Source organism: Glycomyces tarimensis (assembly GCF_054776215.1).
This window is the reverse complement of sequence record NZ_BAAHCB010000002.1, coordinates 313,017-330,822: the sequence shown is the minus strand read 5'-3', so window position 1 is coordinate 330,822 and position 17,806 is coordinate 313,017. Positions and strand designations below refer to the sequence as shown.

At 69.9% G+C, this 17,806-nt stretch carries 17 protein-coding genes and 1 pseudogene; all 18 read left to right on the top strand.

All coding sequences use genetic code 11. The features are described 5' to 3' along the window. A partial coding sequence (locus ACYVK3_RS03635; RefSeq protein ID WP_460495885.1) for a cell division protein FtsK occupies nucleotides 1-2,202 on the top strand: 2,202 nt, incomplete at its 5' end. A gap of 143 nt (nucleotides 2,203-2,345) precedes the next feature. Then, complete coding sequence (locus ACYVK3_RS03630; protein ID WP_460495884.1) at nucleotides 2,346-2,588, top strand: hypothetical protein; 243 nt, start codon at nucleotides 2,346-2,348, stop codon at nucleotides 2,586-2,588. Between the two features lie 20 nt (nucleotides 2,589-2,608). Further along, nucleotides 2,609-2,794, top strand: a complete 186-nt coding sequence (locus ACYVK3_RS03625) for a hypothetical protein (protein ID WP_460495883.1) — start codon at nucleotides 2,609-2,611, stop codon at nucleotides 2,792-2,794. A gap of 59 nt (nucleotides 2,795-2,853) precedes the next feature. Continuing rightward, a complete protein-coding gene (locus ACYVK3_RS03620; RefSeq protein ID WP_460495882.1) occupies nucleotides 2,854-3,519 on the top strand; it encodes a DNA cytosine methyltransferase in 666 nt (221 codons plus the stop codon). Then, on the top strand, nucleotides 3,516-4,430 hold the full coding sequence (locus tag ACYVK3_RS03615; RefSeq protein ID WP_460495881.1) for a bifunctional DNA primase/polymerase: 915 nt from the start codon (nucleotides 3,516-3,518) through the stop codon (nucleotides 4,428-4,430). The genes ACYVK3_RS03620 and ACYVK3_RS03615 overlap by 4 nt, the downstream gene beginning before the upstream one ends. A gap of 20 nt (nucleotides 4,431-4,450) precedes the next feature. Further along, a complete protein-coding gene (locus tag ACYVK3_RS03610; RefSeq protein WP_460495880.1) occupies nucleotides 4,451-5,512 on the top strand; it encodes an AAA family ATPase in 1,062 nt (353 codons plus the stop codon). A 123-nt stretch (nucleotides 5,513-5,635) separates the two neighbouring features. Then, nucleotides 5,636-5,902 carry a helix-turn-helix transcriptional regulator gene (locus ACYVK3_RS03605; protein ID WP_460495879.1) on the top strand — a complete coding sequence of 89 codons (267 nt, stop codon included), beginning with the start codon at nucleotides 5,636-5,638 and terminating at the stop codon, nucleotides 5,900-5,902. Then, nucleotides 5,899-7,296, top strand: a complete 1,398-nt coding sequence (locus tag ACYVK3_RS03600; protein ID WP_460495878.1) for a tyrosine-type recombinase/integrase — start codon at nucleotides 5,899-5,901, stop codon at nucleotides 7,294-7,296. Before ACYVK3_RS03605 ends, ACYVK3_RS03600 begins: the two co-directional genes overlap by 4 nt. A 377-nt stretch (nucleotides 7,297-7,673) precedes the next feature. Beyond that, a complete protein-coding gene (locus ACYVK3_RS03595; RefSeq protein ID WP_460495877.1) occupies nucleotides 7,674-8,033 on the top strand; it encodes a group I truncated hemoglobin in 360 nt (119 codons plus the stop codon). Between the two features lie 4 nt (nucleotides 8,034-8,037). Continuing rightward, a complete protein-coding gene (locus ACYVK3_RS03590; protein WP_460495876.1) occupies nucleotides 8,038-9,147 on the top strand; it encodes a globin domain-containing protein in 1,110 nt (369 codons plus the stop codon). Nucleotides 9,148-9,163: 16 nt separating this feature from the next. Further along, nucleotides 9,164-9,769, top strand: coding sequence for a DivIVA domain-containing protein (locus ACYVK3_RS03585; RefSeq protein WP_460495875.1), 606 nt, complete (start codon nucleotides 9,164-9,166; stop codon nucleotides 9,767-9,769). Nucleotides 9,770-9,950: 181 nt separating this feature from the next. Next, a pseudogene (locus tag ACYVK3_RS03580) lies at nucleotides 9,951-11,810 on the top strand (DNA polymerase III subunit gamma and tau); the annotation flags it as partial. Between the two features lie 46 nt (nucleotides 11,811-11,856). Then, entirely contained in the window at nucleotides 11,857-12,198 is a 342-nt protein-coding gene (locus ACYVK3_RS03575) for a YbaB/EbfC family nucleoid-associated protein (RefSeq protein ID WP_460495874.1), read from the top strand. A 9-nt stretch (nucleotides 12,199-12,207) separates the two neighbouring features. Beyond that, on the top strand, nucleotides 12,208-12,804 hold the full coding sequence (gene recR / locus ACYVK3_RS03570) for a recombination mediator RecR (RefSeq protein WP_460495873.1): 597 nt from the start codon (nucleotides 12,208-12,210) through the stop codon (nucleotides 12,802-12,804). A gap of 298 nt (nucleotides 12,805-13,102) precedes the next feature. Then, nucleotides 13,103-14,848 carry an ABC transporter substrate-binding protein gene (locus ACYVK3_RS03565; RefSeq protein ID WP_460495872.1) on the top strand — a complete coding sequence of 582 codons (1,746 nt, stop codon included), beginning with the start codon at nucleotides 13,103-13,105 and terminating at the stop codon, nucleotides 14,846-14,848. A gap of 23 nt (nucleotides 14,849-14,871) precedes the next feature. After that, nucleotides 14,872-15,879 (top strand): ABC transporter permease, encoded by a 1,008-nt coding sequence (locus ACYVK3_RS03560; protein WP_460495871.1) that lies wholly within the window; start codon nucleotides 14,872-14,874, stop codon nucleotides 15,877-15,879. After that, complete coding sequence (locus ACYVK3_RS03555; protein WP_460495933.1) at nucleotides 15,873-16,838, top strand: ABC transporter permease; 966 nt, start codon at nucleotides 15,873-15,875, stop codon at nucleotides 16,836-16,838. Before ACYVK3_RS03560 ends, ACYVK3_RS03555 begins: the two co-directional genes overlap by 7 nt. Further along, complete coding sequence (locus ACYVK3_RS03550; protein WP_460495870.1) at nucleotides 16,838-17,791, top strand: ABC transporter ATP-binding protein; 954 nt, start codon at nucleotides 16,838-16,840, stop codon at nucleotides 17,789-17,791. The genes ACYVK3_RS03555 and ACYVK3_RS03550 overlap by 1 nt, the downstream gene beginning before the upstream one ends. Nucleotides 17,792-17,806: the final 15 nt, after the last annotated feature.

Below are 17,806 nucleotides of genomic sequence, written 5' to 3'. Positions count from 1 at the left end.
GAGGAGACCACTATGAGCACCGACCACCACGACCAGACCGAACCGGGCGAGGACGGCCCGGAAGTCCCGCGCAAGCCTTCGGGTGAACGGGATTGGGACGCCTGGGCCGCGAAGCTGCCCGAGGACGCCTACCCCGGCCCGACCGGTCCGGGCGACGCTGAGACGGGACCGGGGGTACCGGTCGACTCGGTCGAAGCCCAGACCGGTACGCCTACCGGTACGGGCGAGGCCCGGCCGGTCCTGCCGGAGTGGGCGAAGTCCCGTACCGGCCTGACCGGTGAGGCGAAGCGAGCCGCGCGGCTGGCGTTGCACCGCCTGGCGTACCACGCGGTGCGCGGGCCGCTGTATGCCGCGCGCGTGGCGTTGTACGCCCCGCGTGGGGCGTTCCGGCTGGCCGCGATGTGGGGCCGCTGGTGCTTCGATGAGGAAGGCCGACCGCTGCGCAGCGCGACGGCCGCGAGGGACGACTACGAGGCGTACCGCAAGCTGGTGCTGGTGCGTGACCGGCACGTCCGCTGGCGCGGCCTGGTCTCGGCGGTCGTCGGCGGTGCCGGCGCGGTCGGTGTGCTGGCCGCGCTCGGCGCCGGGGGCCTGTGGTCGTGGGGTCTGGGTGTGGTCACCGTCGCGGCCTGCGGCCTGGTCGGTCGCCCGGCCGACCGGCCGCTGCTGGACACGGCGGTGGTCAAGACCAGCCTGGCGCCGCTGACCTCCGAGGTGGTCTACCGGTCGCTCACGAGCCTGGGCATCGGCGGGATCACTACCGCGATCGGCAAGAACCCCAAGGCGATCGCGTTCGTCGCGCCGATCGTGCGCGACGGCGAGGGCTGGAGGGCCGAGGTCGATCTGCCCTTCGGTGTCACCGCTGCCGAGGTCATGGAACGGCGCGACAAGCTCGCCTCGGGCCTGGCGCGCCCGGTCGGGTGCGTCTGGCCTGAAGGCCGGGGCGAGATCCACCCCGGCCGCCTGGTCGTCTGGGTGGGGGACCAGGATATGGCCTCGGCGTGCCAGCCCGCGTGGCCGCACGCGAAGGGCAAGGCGGTCAACCTGTTCGAGCCCGTCCAGGTCGGCACCGACCCCAGGGGCCGGGCGGTGAAGACCACGCTGATGTACGCCTCCGGCGTCATCGGCGCGATCCCGCGCATGGGCAAGACCTTCGCCGCCCGGCTGCTCATGCTCGCCGCCGCCCTGGACGTGCGATCCGAGATCCACGCCTTCGACCTCAAAGGCACCGGCGACTTCAAGCCGGTCGCGCCGGTGGCGCACGCCTACCGGGCCGGAGACGAGGACGAGGACCTGGCCTATGTCATGGCTGACCTGCGGCGCGTCCACTCGGACATGCAGCGACGCACCCGCGTCATCCGCGACCTGCCCAGCGATGTGTGCCCGGAGAACAAGGTCACCGACGCTCTCGCCAGCAAGAAGTCGCTGGGGCTGCATCCGGTGTTCATCAGCATCGATGAGTGCCAGCGGCTGTTCGAGCACCCCGAGTTCGGCGACGAGGCCGAAGCCCTCGCCGAAGACCTGGTGCGGCGCGGCCCGGCCACCGGCATCATGCTGTGGCTGGCGACGCAGCGCCCGGACTCGAAGTCGATCCCCAAGGGCATCGCCGACAACGCGGTCCTGCGCCTGTGCCTGAAGGTCAACGGCCAGGTCGCCAACGACATGGTGCTCGGTACCTCGATGTACAAGCAGGGCGTTCGTGCCTCGGCGTTCTCCTTCAACGACAAGGGCATCGCCTACCTCGTGGGCGAGGGCGAGGCGGCGACCGTGGTCAAGAACCACTTCGTGGACGGCCCCGCCGCCGAGAAGATCGCCGGCCACGCCCGCGCCGCCCGTGAGGCCGCCGGGCGCCTGACCGGCTACGCCGCAGGCGAAGCCACCGAAGCCGACACGCAGCCTGCCTACGACCTGGCCGCCGACCTGCTCGCGGCCTGGCCCTCCGGGGTCAAGTCGGCATGGAACGCCGAACTGGTCGACCGCCTCGCCGAGCTGCGCCCCGAGGCCTACGGCTTGTGGGCCGGCCTCGATGAGGAGCACAAGACCGCGCAGCTCACCCGGTCCCTGCGCCTTTGCGGCGCGCACGAGCTGGTCAAGCAGGTCGGGCGCCGCGACGGGTCGGGCAAGACCATCAACCGGCGCGGCATCGGCCACGACGACATCCGCAATTTCGTCACTGAGCGTGACCGAAAGAAAGGGGCGTGAGCGACCCGGGAGGCCGCTAACGATAGCGGCGACCCCCGCTAGCGCTAGCAACACGATTAGCGCGACACAGACCACCTGATCAGGGCACTAGTAGCTAGTAGCCCCTGGTCGACCTCACCCTAAAACCGCTCCTGGAGGAGATTGTGACACCCACACTCGCCGCTATCGCCGCCGCCATGTTCGTCACGCTCTGTTACGGCCTGTGGTGTGCGGTCAGCCCGTTCGGGCGCTGCCTCCGCTGCGCCGGCAAGCCCGGCAAGGCATGCCCCGGCTGCGACAGCACCGGCCGCCGCCCGCGCATCGGCAGGCGGCTCTACCACTGGGCCCGCGCCGAATACCGCCACAGCGGCAACGGCGAGACCGACTACGACCGCTTCCGCAACTAACCCGAGAGGACACCAACACCATGCCCGACACCGACGCCACCTGCGTCCACTGCGGCGCGAGCGCCTGCACCACCTGCCACGACTGCGGCGGCGACTTCCGGCGCGGCGACCCCTACGCCTGCATCTGCGGCGACGACTACGAGTGCTGCGTCGACGGCGACTGCTACGACTGCCTGCTCGACGCCGGACTCGCCGACCACTACTGACCCGACCACCGGTCCGGCCCCGTGCGGGGCCGGGCCCACACCCGAGAGGACCGACACCAATGGACACCAAGAGACGCCTGCTTGATCTGTTCTGCTGCGCCGGCGGGGCCGCGATGGGCTACCACCGGGCCGGGTTCGACGTCGTCGGCGTCGACATCCGGCCCCAGCCGCGGTACCCGTTCGCGTTCGTCCAGGCCGACGCGCTCGAGTACGTCGCCGAGCACGGGCACGAGTTCGACGCGATCCACGCCTCCCCGCCGTGCCAGGCGTTCACCTCGGCGCGGGTCATCCACGGCCGGAGCCACCCGGACCTGGTCGACGCCACCCGCCGCCTGCTGGAGGCGTCGGGTCGGCCGTGGGTGATGGAGAACGTGCCCGGCGCGCCGCTGCGGGCCGACCTGGTGCTGTGCGGGTCGATGTTCCCCCAGCTACGCGACGGCCCCTACGGGATCGTCCGCCACCGCCTGTTCGAGTTCGCCGACATGCCGATCGGGCTGGTCCTGGTCCCGCCGTGCCATCACCCGCCCAAGACCGTCAGCGTGTTCGGGCACGGCGGCCACGTCTACCACGGCGTCGCCCAGTGGCGCCGGGTCATGGGCATCGACTGGATGACCCGCGACGAGCTGTCGCAGGCGATCCCGCCGGCCTACACCGAACTCATCGGCACCCAGCTGCTGCACCGCCTCGCCCACACTGGCGCCGAGCTTGCGGGAGGCCGCAAATGAACGCTCTGCTCCACGCCGCCCTGGCCGCCGCCGATCGCGGCTGGCCGGTCTTCCCCCTCGTGCCCGGCGGCAAGCGGCCCGCCATCAAGAACTGGGAGCACCGCGCCACCACGGACACCGCGCGGATCGAACGCTGCTGGCGCGCCGGGGCGTGGAACATCGGCCTCGCCTGCGGCCCGGCCTCTCTGGTCGTGGTCGACCTCGACCGACCGAAGGGCAGCCAGCAGCGCTACAACGCGGACGGCTCGATCTACACCGGAGCGGTCGGCTACGACCAGATCGCCGCCGAGGCGGGCGGTGAAACCGGCTTCGGGGAGACGTTCACTGTCGCTACGCCTTCGGGCGGCTGGCACCTGTACTTCGCCCACCCCGCCGGGGTCGCGCCGCTGCGCAGCACCGCCGGGGCTCTCGCCTACCTGGTCGACACTCGCTCGCACGGCGGCTACGTCCTCGCGCCCGGCTCGGTGGTCGACGGCAAACCGTACGCCGTCACCTGCCCGGCCGATCCCGCGCCGCTCCCGGCCTGGCTCGCCGAACGGCTCACACCGGCCCCGCAGCGGCCCCACACGGCCACGGGCACACCGACACCCGCCCAGGCTCGCCTGCGGCGCGCACAGCGCCGCTCGGCGCGCCTGGAGCGCTACCTCGCCGCCGCCATCGACCGCGAGACCCGCGACGTCGCCGCCACCGGCGAGGGCGGACGAAACCAGCGGCTCTACTGCGCTGCCGTCGCCCTCGGACAGCTCGTGGCCGGCGGCTACCTCGCCGACGACGAAGCAGCCGAACCGCTCACCGCCGCCGCCACCGCCTGCGGCCTCGGAGCCAACGAGGCCGCGCGCACCATCGCCTCCGGCCTGGCCGCCGGAGCCAAGAACCCGCGCACCCTGCCCGCCGACACGGCAGACCACTAGCCACCAGGAAGGCCACCCTCATGTTCGAGCCCGAACCCGACCACCACCACAGCGACGCCGAAGGCGTCTTCGATCCCGCACCGCGCCAGATCGCCTGGACCGCCGACCAGCTCATGGCCGAAGTCTTCCCCGAACCGCGTTGGGCGGTACCGGGGATGCTCTGCGAGGGCTTGTCGCTGTTGTGCGGGCCGCCGAAGGTCGGCAAATCCTGGGCAAGTCTCGCTTTGGCGATCGCAATCGCCTCCGGCGGGAAGGCGTTCGGGAAGATCCCCGTCGACCCCGGCGCCGTGCTCTACCTCGCCTTGGAGGACACCGCCCGGCGCCTGCAAGCCCGGATGCGCACCATCCTCGCCGGGGCCGCCGCTCCCGAGGGTCTGACGCTGCTGACCGAGTGCCCGCGGCTTGACCGAGGCGGCGACGCCTGGATCGAAGCGTGGATCGCCAAGAACCCGAACGCGCGGCTGATCGTGGTCGACGTGTTCGCCAAGGTGCGGCCCGCGCCGACACCGGGCGTCGGCGCCTACGACGGCGACTACGCCGCCGTGGGCGTCCTCAAGCGCCTGGCCGACAAGCACGGGATCGCGATCGTCGCCGTCCACCACATCCGCAAGGCCGGAAGCGAGGATTTCCTCACCGAGGTGTCCGGTACCAACGGCATCGCCGGGGCTGCCGACGCCACGCTGGTCCTCAAGCGCGGCAGGGGACAGGCGGACGGGATCTTGCACATCACCGGCCGCGACGTCGAAGAGACCGAGCACGCCATGGGCTTCAACCCCGCCACGGGCGCCTGGACGCTCCTCGACGGCGACCCGAAGCTCCACACCACCACCGACACGCGCGGCGCGATCCTGGCCTTCCTCAAGGGCCATCCCGACTCCGGACCGCGCGCCATCGCGGGCGGCACCGGCCTCAAGGAACCCACCGTCAAGGGCGCGCTCAAGCGCATGACCGATGAGGGCTGGCTGCACGCCGACGCCTCCGGTCGCTACCGCGTGGTCGAGACGACCCCGGCCGAAGGGCTGTGGACAGCCGGAGATGCGTCCGACGCATCCCACGCATCCGACGCATCTCTAAGTCTGTGACCTGCGAAAACCAGAGATGCGTACGACCGTTCGAACATCTCTGAATCGGACATCCAGACACGAAAAACGGCCCTGGCGCTAGCGACACCAGGACCGACCATGCAGAGAACTTGTGAGGCCAGCATGACACGCACACATCCGCGAACCGAAGCAACCCGCCGCCGCGAAGCACGGCGGCAGTTCTACCGCGACTTCCTCACCGTCGCCGAGATGCTCGAACACCTCGGCGACGAGAACGGGCCCCTGCCGCGCCGCACCTGGCAGCAGTGGCGGGCCAACGGCAAGGCGCCCAAGTGCTACCGCCTGCCAAACGGGCAACTGCGCTGCCGCACCACCGACTTTGACCAATGGCTCGAAGCCCTCGAAGACAACGTGGAGGTCTACGCGTGAACACCAGCTACGACGTGGTGATCTACAAGCTCCGCAAGGTGGAGCGTGCCAAGGAGCGGCCCTACAACGTCCGCTGGCGGGTCGGCAAGGGCACCACCCCGCACAGCAAGTACTACGCGAAGAAGCCGCTCGCGCAGAGCTTCGAGGCCGACCTGCGGGCCGCGATGAACCGAGGCGAGGCGTTCGACCTCACGTCGGGACTGCCGCTGTCGATGGTGCGCGCCGAAGAGGCCAGGAACCAGCCCACTTGGCTCGAACACGCTCGGGACTACGCGGCCTACAAGTGGGACCGGAGCCGTGGCAACAGCCGGGAAGGCACCGCCGCAATGCTGGTCGACATCACCATGGCCGTGCTGCCCGACACCACTGAGACCAAGCGGGACGCGCTGAGAGTGGCCCTACGTCACTGGACGTTCAAGAAGCGCTCTGCCGAGGCGGCGACCCCGGCAGAGGAGGCCCGGCTGCTCGACTGGGCGAACGAGAAGTGCCCGAAGGCCGGCGTCGTCGCCGAGCCCGCCGAGCTGCGCCGCGTGCTCGACCGGCTGATGCGCAATCTCGACGGCACGCCCGCCGCGCCATCGACGTTCCAGCGGCGCAAGGTCACCCTCCACGCGGTCTTCGAATACGCGATCACGCAAGGCATCGTCGAGACCAACCCACTTGACTCCCCGGCGCTCCGCTGGGAGAAGCCGCGCAAGCTCAAGGTGGTCAAGGCCATCAAGCCCCAGCAGATCGGCAACACCGAGCAGGTCGAGCACCTGCTGACCGCCGTGGGGTACGTGGGCGCCGGGCAGGGGTGGCGGTTCGTGGCGTTCTTCGGGAGCATGTACTACGCGATGATGCGACCCGAGGAGGTCATTGCGCTCGGGATCGACCAGTGCCAGCTACCACGCGAGGGCTGGGGCAAGCTCGTGTTGGAGGCGGCCGAACCGGATGTCGGCAAGGACTGGACCGACTCCGGCGAGCGCCACGAGATCCAGGAACTCAAGCACCGGGGCGTAGGGGAGACCCGGCCGGTCCCGATTCCGCCGCGCCTCGTGGAGCTGCTTCGCCACCACATCGACAGCTACGGCGTCGGACCCGACGGCCGACTGTTCCGCAGCGTCAACCGCAACCCAATCCAAAGCTCGACCTACCTCAACGTCATGCGGCACGCCCGCCAGTTCGCCTACGGGCCGACCGAGCGCGCGAGCGCCCACCTGAAGCGCCCATACGACCTTCGGCACTCCGGAATCGTGCTGCGCCTCTACGCGGGCGTACCGGTCAAGCAGGTCGCGCTGTGGGCGGGCCATAGCGTGCAAGTGCTACTCGACAAGTACGCGAACGTGATGGAGGGCTTCGACGAGCACTGGCATCAGAAGATCGATGAAGTGATGCGGATGAAGCCCGAATAGGCGCCCTTGTGGATACACCGTGGATACAGGCCACGGTGTATCCACGTTTCCGCAGCTAAACGGGGGTAAGCTGCGAAGGACTCGTAATGAATAGGTCGACGGTTCGATTCCGTCAGGCGGCTCCACAAAGGCCCTGGTGACAGGGCCTTTTTTCGTGCCCGAAAACGGCCCTGCCGTTCACTCTCCGCGACGAGTCCGCGGCCATGCCTTGACCGCTTTGTGTGGTCGTTTCGCTACCATCTGCGCTGGTAGCGAGGGAAAACTGTGAAACATGAGTATCACTATGGACGTGCGTCGGCAGGCCCGGTAGCATCGGGCGACGAATCAGACATCACATTTGAGGATGACCGACCATGAATGCAACGGATGGGCAGCCAATGTCGGCGTACGACCGAATTGGCGGCGCCCCCGCCGTCACCGAGGCGGTCGACCGGTTCTACCGGCGCCTGCTCGAAGACGATGAGCTGTCCCGATTCTTCACCGAAACCGATCTGCCGCGCCTCAAGCGCCACCAGGTCGCCATGATCTCCCAAGTCCTCGGCGGCCCCAAGGAGTACGGCGGCCGCGAGCTCGCCGAGGCGCACCGGGGCATGGACATCACCCCCGGCCAGTACAAGGCCGTGACCACGCACCTCGTAGCGGTGTTCGAGGAACTCGAGGTGCCCAAGGACATCATCGACTCCGTCGGCCAAGTCCTCGACTCGGTAGCCCCCGACATCATCGAAGCAAGACCCTAGGCCCATGATCGACGCCGAAAGGCTCAAAAAGAACTGGAGCCTGGTCGCCGCGCACGGCGACCAGGTCCCGCTGTACTTCTACTCGACGTTGTTCCTCTCTCACCCCGAGGTCCGGGACATGTTCCCCATGAACATGGCCAATCAGCGAGACAAGCTCGTGACGGCACTGGGCACCGTGGTCAGCAACGTCGACACCATCGATCAGGTCGTCCCCGCGCTCCAGCAGCTCGGACGCGACCACCGCAAGTTCGGGGCCCTCCGGGACCACTATCCGGCGGTCGGCGAGGCACTCCTGGCCACCCTCGAGCACTTCAGCGGGCCCCACTGGACGCCCGCCATCGCCTCCGACTGGGCGGCGGCGTACGAACTGGTGGCCGCGACCATGGCCGACGCCGCAGACGAGGTGGCCGGTCGCGCGCCCGCCTGGTGGGACGCCGAAGTCGTGGCCCACGACAGGCTCGACCTCGACACGGCCGTCATCACCGTCGCCACCGGATCGCGGCTCGACTACCTGCCGGGCCAGTCGGTCACGCTCTGCACCAGCCTGCGACCGCGGGTGTGGCGCCACTACACGCCCGCCAACGCCCCCCGAGCGGACGGCACCATCGAGTTCCACGTCCGCGCCGTCGACGGCGGCGAGGTCTCCACCGCACTGGTGACCATCGTCCAGCCCGGCGACCGCCTGCGCCTCGGCCCCGCGGTCGGCAACGGGCTGACGCTGCGCGGCGGAGGGAACCGGCCGATCTGCATGCTCGCGGGCGGCACCGGCGTGGCACCGATGAAGGCGCTCCTCGAGCAGGTGGCCACCAATCCCAGGCGGGTCTCCCTGTACTGGGGCGCGCGCAGCGCCACCGGCCTGTACTGCCTCAACGATCTCCGCGCTCTGGAGGCGAGGTACGACTGGCTCGAATTCGTGCCCTGCGCCGACGAGGACCTCTTCGGCAGCGGCGTCCGGATCGGCTCCCCGGCAGAACTCTCCCTTGCCCAAAGGCGCTGTGCCGGCGCCGACGTCTACGTGTGCGGACCGCCGGGAATGGTGGAGGCGAGCAGGAAGCTCCTGTTCGACTCCGGCATCCCGACGGACGCTGTCCACTATGAGCCCTGGGGCGAATGAGAGAGGACGTTCGACCATGTACAGCTACCGGTCGTCCGGCGCGAAAGTCACCGTCGGACAGGTCAACAACGCACGGTTCTCGATGACGAGCCTGACGCGCCGCGGCTACCAGCCCGAGGAGGTCCACCGCTTCCTCGCCCTCGTCGCCGACGAGCTCGCCAGTCGCGATCAGCGTGAGGCCGCGCTGCGGGCCGACGCCGAGAAACTCAAGGAGGCGCTGCGGAACTGGCAGTCGCAGCAGAGCAGCCAGCGTCTCGCGCAGTCGGCGCCCGTGACGCCGACCTCCACCGCGGTCAACCTGGTCTCGCAAGCGCAGCAGCAGGCCGAGAGCTACGTCAACCAGGCGCAGCACTACTCCCGGCAGATCATCGCGCAGGCGCGCAGCCAGGCCGCCGAGCTCATGCAGCGCACCCAGGAGCGCGCGAAGGCCGAGGCCGATCGGGCCGTGGCCGAGTACCGGCGCTACAACGACGGCCAGCGCGACACCGAGGCCGAGGACCGCATCCGGCAGCTGGTGCGGGCCCACAGCTTCCTGGAGGCGGTCGAGGTCGCCGAGGAGCAGCTGCGGTTGACCCGCGAGGGTCTCCAGGCCGAGGTCGCGAAGCTCCAGACGGACGAGTGAACGGCGCGCCCCTCCACGAGTGTGCGATCGTCGGCAACCGGGCCGGTCGGACCGCGAGATGTCGGCCCGGGGCCGTACCCTGGCTCCAGAGCCGAACGAAGCTGAACACACGGCTTCGTATGCCCTCGCCGAAGGCGAGGCGTACATCAGGCGAGCCGTGAGGGCAGAGCTGGAGGAACACGTGGCACTCGCGCTATACCGCAAATACCGGCCGCAGACCTTCGCCGAAGTCGTCGGCCAAGAGCACGTCACCGAGCCGCTCATCAACGCGATCCGAGCCGGCCGGCTCAACCACGCCTACCTCTTCTCGGGGCCGCGCGGCTGCGGCAAGACCTCCTCGGCGCGCATCCTCGCGCGCTCGCTGAACTGCGCCCAGGGCCCCACGGCCGAGCCGTGCGGCGAGTGCAACTCGTGCCGGTCCCTCGCCGCCGACGGGCACGGCTCGGTCGACGTCATCGAGATCGACGCGGCCAGCCACGGCGGCGTCGACGACGCCCGCGAACTGCGCGAACGCGCCGTGTTCGCACCGGTGGAGTCGCGCTACAAGATCTACATCATCGACGAGGCCCACATGGTCACCGCGCAGGGCTTCAACGCCCTGCTCAAGCTGGTCGAGGAGCCGCCGAGCTACGTCCTGTTCATCTTCGCGACCACCGAGCCGGACAAGGTGCTGCCGACGATCCGATCGCGCACCCATCACTACCCGTTCCGGCTCATCCCGCCGCCCGCGATGCGCGAGCTGTGCAAGCAACTGTGCGAGGAGGAGGACGCGAAGGTCGCCGAGGACGTCTACCCGCTCGTGGTGCGGGCGGGTGGCGGCTCGGCGCGCGACACGCTCTCGGTCCTCGATCAGCTCATCGCCGGCGCCGGTCCCGAAGGCGTCACCTACGAGCGGGCCGCGGCGCTGCTCGGCGTCACCGACGCCGGCCTGCTCGACGAGATGTGCGAGGCGTTCGCCGCCGCCGACGGCGCGGCCGTCATGGAGGTCGTCGAACGCGTCGTCGAGGGCGGACACGACCCCCGTCGCTTCGCCGGGGACCTGCTCGAGCGCCTGCGGGACCTCATCGTCATCACGCAGGTGCCGGACGCCACCTCCTCGGGCCTCATCGACGCCCCGGCCGACCAGCTCTCGAAGATGACCAGCCAGGCCACCCGCATGGGCACCTCGACGCTCACGAGGATGGCCGAGGTCATCGCCGACGGCCTCGCCGGGATGCGCGGCGCCACCGCGCCGCGGCTCCTGCTCGAGCTCGCGTGCGTCCGGGCGATCCTGCCCGGCTCCGAGGAGTCGATGGCCGGACTCCTGCAGCGCCTGGAGTCCCTCGAGCAGCGCGGCGCCGGCGCGGTCGCGCCTGCCCCGGTGGCGCGACAGGCCCAGCGCCCGCCCGAGCGGCCCGCCGCCGCGGCCCCCGAGCCCGTGCCGGATCCGGTTCCGGCCGCGGCCCCCGAACCCGAGCCGGCCCCCGAACCCGTGCCGGATCCCGAGCCGGAGCCGGTCCCCGCCGCGACACCCGGAGTCGAGGCCGCCGCACCGGCCTCCCCGCCGCCCCCCGCGCCCGAGGCGACCGCCGTCGGCGTCACCGCCGCCTCGATCCGCCGCCAGTGGGACCGGATCATGATGGCCATGAAGGACCGCAAGCGCACCACCGCCGCGATCCTGTCCGAGGCCACCGTCGCCGACGCCTCCGACGGCGAGGTCGTCCTCGTCTTCAAGCACGCCTTCCACGCCGGGGCGCTGCAGAAGGAGCCCGCCTACGGCGCCGTCGTCGAGGTCTTCGGCGAGGTCCTCGGCGGCACCTGGAAGGTCCGCTGCGAGGTCGGGGAGGCGGCGGAGATACCCAAGTCGCCCCCAAAAGCGCAGGCGGCCCCGCCTCCTAGGCAGCGGCCGCAGCCACAGACCGAGGCATACGAGGAGCCGCCGCCGGACGACTACGACGAGCCCTCGGCCGACGACCCGGTCGCCCCCGGCTCGTTCGGCACCAGTGAGGAACAGGCGGTCAAGCTGCTCGCCGACGCGTTCGGGGCGAAGCCGATAGGCAGCCATTAGGCTTGAGGCACCACCACACGACTTCAAGGAAGTGATGCACATGTTCCCCGGTGGCGGAGACATGCAGAAACTGATGCAGCAGGCCCAGCAGATGCAGGCCGACTACATGCAGGCCCAGGAGGAGCTCGCCTCGGCCGAGGTCACCGCCTCGGCGGGCGGCGGCCTGGTGTCCGCGACGGTCACGGGCGACGGCGAGCTCAAGGGCGTGAAGATCGACCCGAAGGCCGTCGACCCCGACGACGTCGAGACCCTCGAAGACCTCGTCCTCGCGGCCGTCCAGGCGGCCACCGAGGACGCCAAGCGCCTCGCGGCGGAGAAGATGGGCCCGCTCGGCGACGCCCTCGGCGGGCTCGGGGGAGGCCTCGGCCTCCCCGGCATGTAGGGAGCGGCGTTGTACGACGGGGCACTCGGCGACCTCATCGAGGAGCTGGGGCAGTTGCCGGGCATCGGCCCGAAGAGCGCGCAGCGGCTCGCCTTCCACCTGCTCGCCGCCGAGAAGGTCGACGTCGAGCGGCTCACCTCGGCGCTGCACCGCGTCAAGGAGCAGGTGCGGTTCTGCGACGTGTGCGGCAACGTCTCGGAGTCCGAGCGCTGCGGCATCTGCCGCGACGTGCGCCGCACCGAGGAACTCATCTGCGTGGTCGAGGAGCCCAAGGACATCCTGGCCGTCGAGCGCACCGGCGAGTTCCGGGGCCGCTATCACGTCCTCGGCGGCGCGATCAATCCGCTCGAAGGGATCGGCCCCGACGATCTGCGCATCCGCTCGCTCATGACGCGGCTCCAGAGCGGCGAGACCAAGGAGCTCATCCTCGCCACCGACCCGAACACCGAGGGCGAGGCCACCGCGACGTACCTGGCGATGCTGGTCAAGCCCATGGGATTCAAGGTGACTCGGCTGGCCAGCGGCCTGCCCGTCGGCGGCGATCTCGAGTACGCCGACGAGGTGACGCTCGGGCGGGCCTTCTCCGGCCGCCGCGACGTCGACTGACGCTCACGCCCCGTCCCCGCCGATCGCGGTGCGACCGAATCGATACGGTGCCGTCCGGCTTCGTCCGGGCGGCGCCGTCGTATGCGCCGGGCCTGCCCCGGGACCGCCCGCAAATGCGGAGGAAATTCCGGATTCTTTGCGCCGCAACTGATGTCGATGGCACGCAAGGGTGCGCACCATAGGTAACAATAGTTGCCGAATCGATCACGGTTGCATAACGCTTAACAGTGGCGTAACTCACGGGGTCGTAGTCTGTTGGATACCTCCGAATACTCAACGAACGACGGGTGAACACCTTATGCGCACGTCTCGACCATTCCCAGCCAGACGCGCCCTGGGCGCGGCGGCCAGCGCGGCGCTGGCACTCGGCCTGCTCGCCGCCTGCGGCAGCGAGGGCGACTCCGGAGAGGACGCCCAGACCGCCGAGGACTTCGACTTCTCCTGCCCCGAGCGGACCGACGATGCCGGCACGCCCGACGAGGCGGCGAACGAGGAGACCCCGTTCGTCTTCGGTACGCCCGGCAACCCGGCCAGCGTGGACCCGATCTTCGCCTCCGACGGCGAGACCTTCCGCGTCACCCGCCAGGTCTTCGAGACCCTCCTCGAGAACGACTGCACCACGCCCTCGCCCGGCCTCGCCGAGTCGTGGGAGCAGAACTCCGAGGGCACGCAGTGGACGTTCGACCTGCGCGAAGGCGTGACCTTCCACGACGGCGCCCCGCTCGACGCCGCCGCGGTCTGCGCCAACTTCGACCGCTGGTTCAACTTCACCGGCGCCGCGCAGTCCCCGAACTTCACGTACTACTACTCGTCGGTCTTCGGCGGCTTCGCCGAGAACGACCCCGAGATGGGCATCGAATCCGAGCCCCTCTACGAAGGCTGCGAGGCCGACGGCCTCACCGCGACGATCAACCTGAGCCAGTACACCTCGAGTTTCCCGGGGGCGTTCACCCTCGACTCGATGGCGATCATGAGCCCCGCCACGATCGAGGCCGTCTCCGACATCGAGATCTCCGGGGCCGAGGACCCGCTCCCGGACTACACCCAGGAAGCCGGCACCGTCGCGGGCACCGGCCCGTACACCCTCGCGGAGTGGGACCACGGCGAGCAGTCGGTCACCCTTGAGCGCTACGACGACTACTGGGGCGACGCCGCGAAGGTCAAGACCCTGATCTTCCGCACCATCTCCGACGAGAACGCCCGCCGCCAGGCCCTGGAGGCCGGCGACATCCACGGCTACGACCTCGCCGCCCCGGCCGACGTCCAGCCCTTGATCGACGCCGGATTCCAGGTGCCCATCCGAGGCGTGTTCAACATCCTCTACATGGCCTACAACCAGACCTACGAGGAACTCGCCGACCACCAGGTCCGCGAGGCGCTCACCTACGCGGTCAACCGGCAGCGCATCGTCGACTCGGTGCTCCCGCCGGGCGGCACCGTCGCCACCCAGTTCATGCCGCCGAGCCTCGAAGGCTGGTCCGAGGACGTCGTCACCTACGAGTACGACCCCGATCAGGCCGAAGAGCTGCTGAGCGAGGCCGGGGCCGACGACCTCACCCTCGAGTTCTGCTACCCGACCGACGTCACCCGGCCCTACATGCCGGCGCCGAAGGACATCTTCGACATCATCGCCTCCGACCTCGAGGCCGTGGGCGTCACCGTCGAGGCCACGCCGATCACCTGGGTCGAGTACATCCCGGCCACCCGCAACGGCGACTGCCCGCTGTACCTGCTCGGCTGGACCGGCGACTTCGCCGACCCGTACAACTTCCTGGGCACCTGGTTCGCCACCGAGTCCACCGAGTGGGGCCTGGAGAACCAGGCGATCTTCGACGCCCTCGCGGAGGCCGCGTCCGAACCCGACCCCGAGGCGCGCGTCGACCTGTGGACGAACGCCAACGAGCTGATCATGGAAGAGCTTCCGGGCCTGCCGATCTCGCACTCGCCGCCGTCGATCGCGTTCGCGCCGAACGTGTACCCGCCCGACGTCTCACCGCTCACCGCGGAGAACTTCGCGCAGGTCCATTTCAAAACCGCCGAGTGACGACAACGAGTAGATAGCAGAATATGCTGCGCTACACCGTCAAACGCCTCCTGCAGCTGGTGGTGGCGTTGTTGGGACTGACATTGCTGCTGTTCGCGTGGTTCAAGGCCCTCCCGGGCGGACCCGAGAACCAGCTCCTTCCCGAGAACGCCACCGCTCAGCAGCGGGAGGCGCTGCGGCAGGCACTGGGCCTGGACGAACCGATCTGGATCCAGTACGGCGAATTCCTGCAGAGGGCCGTCCGCCTCGACTTCGGCTCGTCCCTGTCGAGCGGGCGGCCCATCTCGACCGAACTCGCCGACCGCCTGCCCGCCACCATCGAACTGTCCCTGTGGGCCATCGCCATCGCCGTCGGCGTCGGCATCCCGCTCGGCTACCTGGCCGCGCGCAAGCGCGGCTCGTGGATCGACTTCGCCGCCGTCTCCGGCTCGCTCATCGGGATCTGCACGCCCGTGTTCTTCCTGGCGGCGATGCTCAAGGTCGTCTTCGCCCAGAACCTGGGCTGGCTGCCGACCACCTTCCGACTCTCCTCCGGCATGGACTACACCGAGATCACCGGCCTGCGCGTGCTCGACGGCCTCGTCACCGGCGAGTTCGACGTCGCGCTCGACGCGGCGCAGCACCTCGTGCTGCCCGCGCTCGCGCTCTCGTCGATCCCGCTGGCCGTCATCGTCCGCATCACCAGAGCCAGCGTGCTCGAAGTGGTCGGCGAGGACTACGTGCGCACCGCCGACGCCAAGGGCCTCAAGCCGCAGACCATCCGCGGCCGCCACGTCATGAAGAACGCGATGCTCCCGGTCGTCACCGTGATCGGCCTGCTGCTCGGCAGCCTGTTCGCCGGCGCGGTGCTCACCGAGAGCGTCTTCTCCTTCGGCGGGGTCGGCTCGTTCGTCTACCAGGCGACGACCGAGCGGGACTACCCGGCGCTGATGGGCTTCATCCTCGTCATCGCCGTGTCCTATGTGGCGCTGAACCTGATCGTGGACCTGTCCTACGGCCTCCTCGACCCGAGAGTGAGGGTGCGATCGTGACGCTCGCCAAGATCGAGAAGCTCGACCGGCTCATCGAGGCCGGCGTCCAAGCGAGGCAGGCCGAGTCGGGCTCGCTGTGGCGCCAGTCGCTGCGGCGCATGAAGCGCTCGCCGATGGCCATCAGCGGCGCCGTCATCGTCGCGCTGTTCCTGCTCGTGGCCATCCTCGGGCCCTTCATCGCCCCCTACAGCCCGACGGCGCAGACCTGGGGCGACGAGGTGTTCCTCAACCGGAACATCTTCCCGGGCCCGCGAGCCGAGAACTGGTTCGGGCTCGACCACCTGGGCCGCGACATGTTCTCGCGCATGATCGTCGGGGCGCGCCAGACCATGCTCGTCGGCGTCGTCGCCACGCTCATCGGCTTCGCCGCCGGGGCCCTGGTCGGCGGCGTGGCCGCCGCCGCGGGCACCTTCGGCGGCCGGTGGGGCGAGCGGATCGAGGCGGTCATCATGCGCGCGGTCGACATCGCCCTGTCCATCCCGATGCTGCTGCTGGCCCTGAGCGTCGCCGCGCTCCTGGGGCCGAGCCTGACGACGGTCATGATCGCCGTCGGCGTCGCGCAGATCCCCATCTTCGCGCGGCTGCTGCGCGGCTCGATGCTCGCACAGGCGCACTCGGACTACGTCCTGGCGGCGGTCTCACTGGGCGTCCCGAAGCGCCGCATCGTCATCTCGCACATCTTCCCGAACTCGCTGGGGCCGGTGATCGTCCAGGCCACGCTCGTGCTGGCCACGGCGATCATCGAAGCGGCGGCGCTGTCGTACCTGGGCCTGGGGAACCCCGACCCGGGCACCCCCGAGTGGGGGACGATGCTCGCCGACGCGCAGCGCTTCCTCTCGGGCGCCCCGCAACTGGCGATCTACCCCGCCGTGGGCATCATCGTCACCGCGCTCGGCTTCACCCTGCTGGGCGAGGCCATGCGCGAATCGCTCGACCCGAGGCTGAGGAGGCAGCAGTAGTGGCACTGCTTGAAGTGGAGCACCTTCGGGTGGCATTCGGCGGCTCCACCGCCGTCGACGGCGTCGACTTCCACGTCGACGAGGGCGAGGTCGTCGGCCTGGTCGGCGAGTCCGGCTGCGGCAAGTCGGTGACGAGCCTGGCGGTCATGGGCCTGCTCCCGCCGAGAGGCGTGAGCGTCTCGGGCGAGGCCCGGTTCGACGGCGTCGACCTGCTGTCCCTGCCGCGCCCGGAGATGCGCAAGCGCCGCGGCCCGGACCTGGCGATGGTCTTCCAGGACCCGCTCTCCAGCCTCAACCCGGTCGTCCAGATCGGACGGCAGATCACCGAGGTGCTCGAACGCCACCGCGGCCTGCGCGGGGAGGGCGCCAGGAAGGAGGCCGAGCACCTGCTCGACCGGGTCGGCATCCCCGACCCGAGGCGCAGGCTGGGGGAGTACCCGCACCAGCTCTCCGGCGGCATGCGCCAGCGGGTCCTCATCGCGATCGCGGTCGCGTGCGCGCCGAGGCTCCTCATCGCCGACGAGCCGACCACGGCCCTGGACGTGACGATCCAGGCCCAGATCCTGGAGCTGCTCAAGGACCTCGTCGACACCGAGGGCACGGCGCTGCTCATGATCACCCACGACCTCGGTGTCGTGGCGGGGCTGTGCAACGAGGTCAACGTCCTGTACTCCGGGCGCGTGGTCGAGTCGGCGCAGGCCCGGGAGCTGTTCGCGAAGCCGACGCACCCGTACACGGTCGGCCTGCTCAATTCGATCCCGCGGCTGGATCTGCCGATCCACGAGCCGCTCAAGCCGATCCGCGGCTCGATCGCGGACGTGATCCGCTGGAAGGACGGCTGCGCATTCGCGCCACGGTGCGATCACGTCGCCGAGAAGTGCGTCGAGGGCGAGCCGCCGCTGTACGGTGACGCCCACGCTCACCGCTGCGTCAGGGCCGAGGAGATCGCATGAGGCCACCCGCCTCCC

Coding starts and splice junctions, on each gene's coding strand:
- ACYVK3_RS03590 (WP_460495876.1), top strand. CDS start 8,038: ATGATCGACGCCGAAAGGCTCAAAAAGAACTGGAGCCTGGTCGCCGCG.
- ACYVK3_RS03625 (WP_460495883.1), top strand. CDS start 2,609: ATGCCCGACACCGACGCCACCTGCGTCCACTGCGGCGCGAGCGCCTGC.
- ACYVK3_RS03610 (WP_460495880.1), top strand. CDS start 4,451: ATGTTCGAGCCCGAACCCGACCACCACCACAGCGACGCCGAAGGCGTC.
- ACYVK3_RS03560 (WP_460495871.1), top strand. CDS start 14,872: ATGCTGCGCTACACCGTCAAACGCCTCCTGCAGCTGGTGGTGGCGTTG.
- ACYVK3_RS03565 (WP_460495872.1), top strand. CDS start 13,103: ATGCGCACGTCTCGACCATTCCCAGCCAGACGCGCCCTGGGCGCGGCG.
- ACYVK3_RS03605 (WP_460495879.1), top strand. CDS start 5,636: ATGACACGCACACATCCGCGAACCGAAGCAACCCGCCGCCGCGAAGCA.
- ACYVK3_RS03615 (WP_460495881.1), top strand. CDS start 3,516: ATGAACGCTCTGCTCCACGCCGCCCTGGCCGCCGCCGATCGCGGCTGG.
- ACYVK3_RS03595 (WP_460495877.1), top strand. CDS start 7,674: ATGTCGGCGTACGACCGAATTGGCGGCGCCCCCGCCGTCACCGAGGCG.
- ACYVK3_RS03585 (WP_460495875.1), top strand. CDS start 9,164: ATGTACAGCTACCGGTCGTCCGGCGCGAAAGTCACCGTCGGACAGGTC.
- ACYVK3_RS03575 (WP_460495874.1), top strand. CDS start 11,857: ATGTTCCCCGGTGGCGGAGACATGCAGAAACTGATGCAGCAGGCCCAG.
- ACYVK3_RS03620 (WP_460495882.1), top strand. CDS start 2,854: ATGGACACCAAGAGACGCCTGCTTGATCTGTTCTGCTGCGCCGGCGGG.